Raw genomic sequence first — 4,693 nt, 5'->3', positions numbered from 1 at the left:
GGCGGCGCGGGCCCGGGGATGGGCCGCGGCATGGGCCCGGGCGACGCCGCTACGGCGGCCCCGGGGCCGGTTCCGGAACCGGCCGACCCGGAACCGGCCGACCCGGAACCGGCGGGCCCGGAGTTGACGGTTCCGGAGTTGGTGGTTCCGGAACCGGGAGCGGATCTGCCGCGCAGCACCCGCACCCCGATCGGCTCGCCGAGGTCCTCCACCAGCGCGCCGAGGGCGGCCTGCACCGGCGCCATCCGGGCCGAGCACTCGGGGAAGACGGCGTCCACGCTCCGCCCCGCCTGGCCGATCACCTCCTCGGCGGCGGCGAGGAACGCGGCGTCCTCCACCCCCACCTCGGTGAACCGCGCGTCCCGGCTCCGCCGGGCGCGGTGCTGGATCACGGTGGACTCGATGAGGTCACGTACCTCCCGTAGCGTCCCCTCCAGCATGTCCCCCGCGAGCGCGGCCTCCGGTCCAGGATCGCGTCCGCGGTCCCTCATGTCGACATTCCCGTACTTCCCGCCCCGTGACGTGGTCAAGGTCTCGAGCGCCGTCAGTGACGGCCGGGCAGCAGCCCCATTTCCACCGCCCGTACCCCCGCCTGGAAGCGGGAGTTGGCCCCCAGCTCCCGCATGATCTCCGCGACGTACCGGCGGTAGGTGCGCAACGAGACCTGCATCGTGCGCGCCGCCACCTCATCGGTGTGGCCGGTTCGCAGACACTCCAGGATCCGCCGTACGGACTCCGGGCACAACCGTCCGCCGAGCCGCGGATGGTCCGCGAGCGCGACGGCGTTTCCCCAGGTCCCGGCGAACATCATCTCCAGGGCCCGTACCGTGGCGGCGTCCTCGACAAGCGATGCCTGGCCCTGGCCCCGCCCCGGCTCCGACGGTCCCCTTCTGAGGTAGACCACCTGGCCGTCGATGAGCAGCGCCTCGGGCAGTAGCGGCAGCCCGCCGTCGCAGATCCGGATCTCGCACCGCGGATCGGTGCGCGCCAGCGCCCGTACCGCGCTCGAGGCCAGCACCGGCTCCTCGCACAACAGCCGTACGACGACGGCGCGCCGGCTTCCCCTGGCCGGGCGGGCGAGCGCGGCGCAGACGGCCCGCGTCTGCTCCTGGTTGCCCGACAGCACCACGCTGACGGTCCGCTCGGCGCAGTCGACCAGGGTGTCGACCACCTCGGCGAGCGGCACCTTCCCCAGAGCCGTCCCCGCCCAGGAGTCCTGGGCCAGCTCCCTCCGGTGCCGGATGACCGTCGACTCGATCAGATCACGGGCGGCCAGCAGCGCGTGCTCGACATAGTCGACGGCGCCTGACGAGGGAGTCTCCGTGCTCAGCGGCGAAGGCTCGGACACCCCCACAAGACCAACCATGACTTCCCCTGCCGGGCGACAGTGACCTGGTTATGCGAATACCGGCCTGATTCTCGTCAATTCCGCCGCCCCGAATTGCGGAGGCTGCATTGTGCGAAATCCATGACGACACTAATTCGCGCACAGCGACCACGTCAACGCGGGGCGTAAGGTAAAGAGTTGACAAAATCGGGTGCGGCGGCCCGCGTCGTGCGGTGGCGCCGCCGATGCGCCGGGGGCGCGTGTCCACAAGTTACCGGCGAGTCGGGGTTCCGGACGCGACGGGACTACGGACCGCAGCGATTCGGCTCCGTTCGACGACAAGGAGTGGGGGCCGGTGTCCGGTTGCTGCCAGCTCGGCACCGGACGTCCCCTCCCCCGTCTCCCCTCGCCAGGGGGCCGCCGCAGGTATCAGCCGAAGCTGATCGGCCCGTTGAAGTCCCGTCCCTGAACGACCGGGCCGGTGATGCGGGCGTCGCCCGCGATGGAGTTGTGCACGGCCCCGGCCTCCCCGGCCGCCTCGCCGTGCTCCCGCATCCAGGAGGCCAGATCGCGGCCGAACTCCGGGTCCTGCCGGGCCCGTTCGACCAGCAGATCGGCCAACTGACGCAGCCGCTCGCCGTCGTCGTACGGAATCGCGACCGGCTCCGGCTCCCCGGCCGGCTCGCCCTCGCCGCGCCGCAGCACCCTGCGGACCAGCGCGCCGAAGGATTCCAGGGCCCGCCGCCCGGCCTCGCCCCCGGCACCCGACGCCGCCGCGTTCACCGCCGTGACCAGCGCTCCCGCCGTCACCGGGTCCATGGCCCACCCCCTGTCCTCATGCGCGGCTCCACGCTACCGGCGCCGCCGGTCACGGTTCCACCGATTCCGCGCGCAGGGTGAACCAGACCGTCTTGCCCGCCGGGGTGAGATCCGTGCCCCATTCATGGGCGGTCTTGCTGAGCAGGAACATCCCCCGGCCGCTCTCGGAGAGGAAGTCCGGCTCCTTGACCACCGGCAGCGCCGCCTCGAAGTCGCTGACCGCCGCGCGGATCCCGTGCGGAAGCCGCTCCAGGGTGAGGACGCATTCGGGAGAGGCCGCGTGCTTATGGACGTTGGACAGCAGCTCGGTGACGCACATCCCCGCCGCGCTGATCAACTCCTCACACTCCCACAGCCGCAGGCGCGCACCGACGGCACGGCGAATGTCGGCAAGCATCCGCGGATGGGCGCGAAGACGCAGTTCGTATCGCTGCGAGATGTTCTCAGCCATATGATCCGGGGCCCCTCCACACCACGGCGCGCTGCCGTGTCCCCTATCGATCCTGGCCTATGGAACGTCCCACTCGCAATGTTTCGACTCAGTCGCACAAGACTGGCATATGCCCGGCTGGTAGGCGTAGTTGGCAATACGACAGACTGTAGACATGTCCTACCAGCCAGTGCCCACCGTTCGGCGCAGGCGCCTGGGCTCCACGCTGCGAAAGCTGCGCACCGAAGCGGGGATGACACTGGACGCGGCGGCAGCGGCGCTCAACGCGGCCGCGAACGGATCGGCCGACGCCCGCCGCTGGACCGCGCCGAAGCTCTCCCGGATCGAGAACGCCAACGCCACGATCCGCGCCGCCGAGGTCGAAACGCTGCTGAGGGCCTATTCCGTCACCGACCCCACCACCCGTGTCGCCCTGGAGGGACTGGCCAAGGACGCGGGCAAGCGCGGCTGGTGGCAGACCTACCGTGGCGTCGTCGCCCCCGCCTACGCCGACTACATCTCGCTGGAGAGCGACGCGGAGAGCGTCCGCGACTACGCCCCGCTGGTCGTCCCCGGGCTGCTCCAGACGGCCGACTACGCCCGCGAGACCATCGCGGCCAGCGCCGTGGCCCGCACGGCCGCCGAGGTCAAGGCCCTCGCCGAGGTGCGGCTGGCCCGCCAGGCCGTCCTCACCCGCTCCTGCCATCCGCTGCGGCTGTGGGCCGTCATCCATGAGGCGGCGCTGTGCCGCCGGTTCCCCGGCCGGCCCGGCATCATGACCGCTCAACTGCGGCGGCTGCTGGAGGTGGCCCAGTGGCCCACCGTCACGCTCCAGGTGATGCCGATCGACGCGGCGCCCAACCCGGGGGACGCGGGCGCGTTCACACTTGTGGCCTTCCCGGGTCCGATGCCGGATGTGGTCACGCAGGAGAACCTGCGCGGCCCCTCGTACGTCGAAGGAGTCGACGACGTCAATGTCTTCGCCGACGCCTTCGGCCATATCGTGGACTGCGCACTGTCCACGGATGACACGAAGGCCCTCATCGCTGGTCTGGTATGAGAAAGAGGGCCCCACATATGAACACCTCTGAAGCGGCCACGCACCACCGCCCCCACTGGCGCAAGTCCTCGTACTCCGCGGGCGAGGGCCAGTGCGTCGAGGTCGCCGTCACCGGCGGCCATGTCCAACTGCGCGAGAGCGACGCCCCCGGCACCGTACTGACCACCGAGCCACCGGTTCTGGCCGCCTTCGTCCGCAGCGCGAAGGCGGGCGCGTTCGACGCCTGATCGTCACGTCGGTGCGGTGCCGTCCCGGGACGGCACCGCACCCACCCGCACTACCGGATCGACCGGACAACGATCAGAACTGGACGTCCGAGCAGGCGTAGAAGGCGTTCGAGGTGTCCGCGATGGTCCACACGGCGAGAATCACATGTCTGCCGCTCTTACCGCTCGGGATGGTGCCCGAGTGGGAGAGCGTGGACGGCGGACGCTGGCCGTTGTACGGAACGGTCAGGAAGGGCTGGGACTCCAGGCTCGCACGGGTGAGCTTCTGGCTGGGGTTCCAGCCGTTCTTGGTGATGTAGTACTTGAAGTCCGTGGTCGCGTGGGAGGCCGTGAACCGCCAGTTGAAGGTGTAGCTCTGGCCGGAGGTCATCCTGGTCGCGGGCCAGTTGCCGCCCCGCGGGTCGTCGAGCTGGGAGAACCGGCTGTTGCCACCCGCGCAGATGGTGCCGTCCGCGGGACCGCCGGACGGGAAGCCCTTCGGGCCCTCGACGCTCTGGGGCTCGTACTGGATGTCACCGCAGCCGGTCACCGTGCCGTTGGCGCACAGCTTCTGGCGGCTGATGGGTGAGTCGGTGTAGCCGTGGCTGGAGGCGCTGCCGCCGGTCGCGAGGACGGAAATCGCCGCGAGACCGATGCCGATGACGGCGGCGCTGATCTTCTTGCGCATGCTTCGCTCCTGAAGACGTGGGGAGTGCTTCGATGAGCCGTGCACGGCGGTCTAGACCAAGTTGAGAGTATCCAGGGCCAATAGTCATGTCCATACCAATGCCGCAAGGCCGCGTCGGGCCTCACGACGTCCCGACCACCGTCCGGGGTCGGGTAGAATTTCC

At 70.3% G+C, this 4,693-nt stretch carries 6 protein-coding genes and 1 pseudogene; 2 read left to right on the top strand and 5 right to left on the bottom strand.

Annotated features, from left to right (window positions below):
• From KN815_RS30755 to KN815_RS30740, 4 genes and pseudogenes are all read right to left on the bottom strand, one after another.
• Positions 1–491, bottom strand: a pseudogene (locus KN815_RS30755) (DNA-binding response regulator); the annotation flags it as partial.
• A 53-nt stretch (positions 492–544) separates the two neighbouring features.
• Positions 545–1,348 (bottom strand): helix-turn-helix transcriptional regulator, encoded by an 804-nt coding sequence (locus KN815_RS30750; protein ID WP_308403685.1) that lies wholly within the window; start codon positions 1,346–1,348, stop codon positions 545–547.
• A gap of 408 nt (positions 1,349–1,756) precedes the next feature.
• Positions 1,757–2,146, bottom strand: a complete 390-nt coding sequence (locus KN815_RS30745; protein WP_216345141.1) for a hypothetical protein — start codon at positions 2,144–2,146, stop codon at positions 1,757–1,759.
• Positions 2,147–2,195: 49 nt separating this feature from the next.
• Positions 2,196–2,597, bottom strand: coding sequence for an ATP-binding protein (locus KN815_RS30740; protein ID WP_216345140.1), 402 nt, complete (start codon positions 2,595–2,597; stop codon positions 2,196–2,198).
• 154 nt (positions 2,598–2,751) lie between these two features.
• On the opposite strand from KN815_RS30740, the gene KN815_RS30735 reads away from it, so the two are divergent.
• Both KN815_RS30735 and KN815_RS30730 read left to right on the top strand, forming a co-directional pair.
• Positions 2,752–3,636: a DUF5753 domain-containing protein gene (locus KN815_RS30735; protein ID WP_216345139.1), complete on the top strand. Its 885-nt coding sequence runs from the start codon at positions 2,752–2,754 to the stop codon at positions 3,634–3,636.
• A gap of 17 nt (positions 3,637–3,653) precedes the next feature.
• Positions 3,654–3,863 (top strand): DUF397 domain-containing protein, encoded by a 210-nt coding sequence (locus KN815_RS30730; RefSeq protein WP_216345138.1) that lies wholly within the window; start codon positions 3,654–3,656, stop codon positions 3,861–3,863.
• Positions 3,864–3,936: 73 nt separating this feature from the next.
• Here the strand turns inward: KN815_RS30730 and KN815_RS30725 are convergent, their stop codons facing one another.
• Entirely contained in the window at positions 3,937–4,530 is a 594-nt protein-coding gene (locus KN815_RS30725) for a lytic polysaccharide monooxygenase auxiliary activity family 9 protein (protein ID WP_216345137.1), read from the bottom strand.
• Positions 4,531–4,693 lie beyond the last annotated feature (163 nt).

Source organism: Streptomyces niphimycinicus, assembly GCF_018883605.1.
Lineage (GTDB): Bacteria > Actinomycetota > Actinomycetes > Streptomycetales > Streptomycetaceae > Streptomyces > Streptomyces niphimycinicus.
The sequence above is the reverse complement of the archived record's forward strand: the minus strand, read 5'-3'. Positions and strand labels throughout refer to the sequence as shown.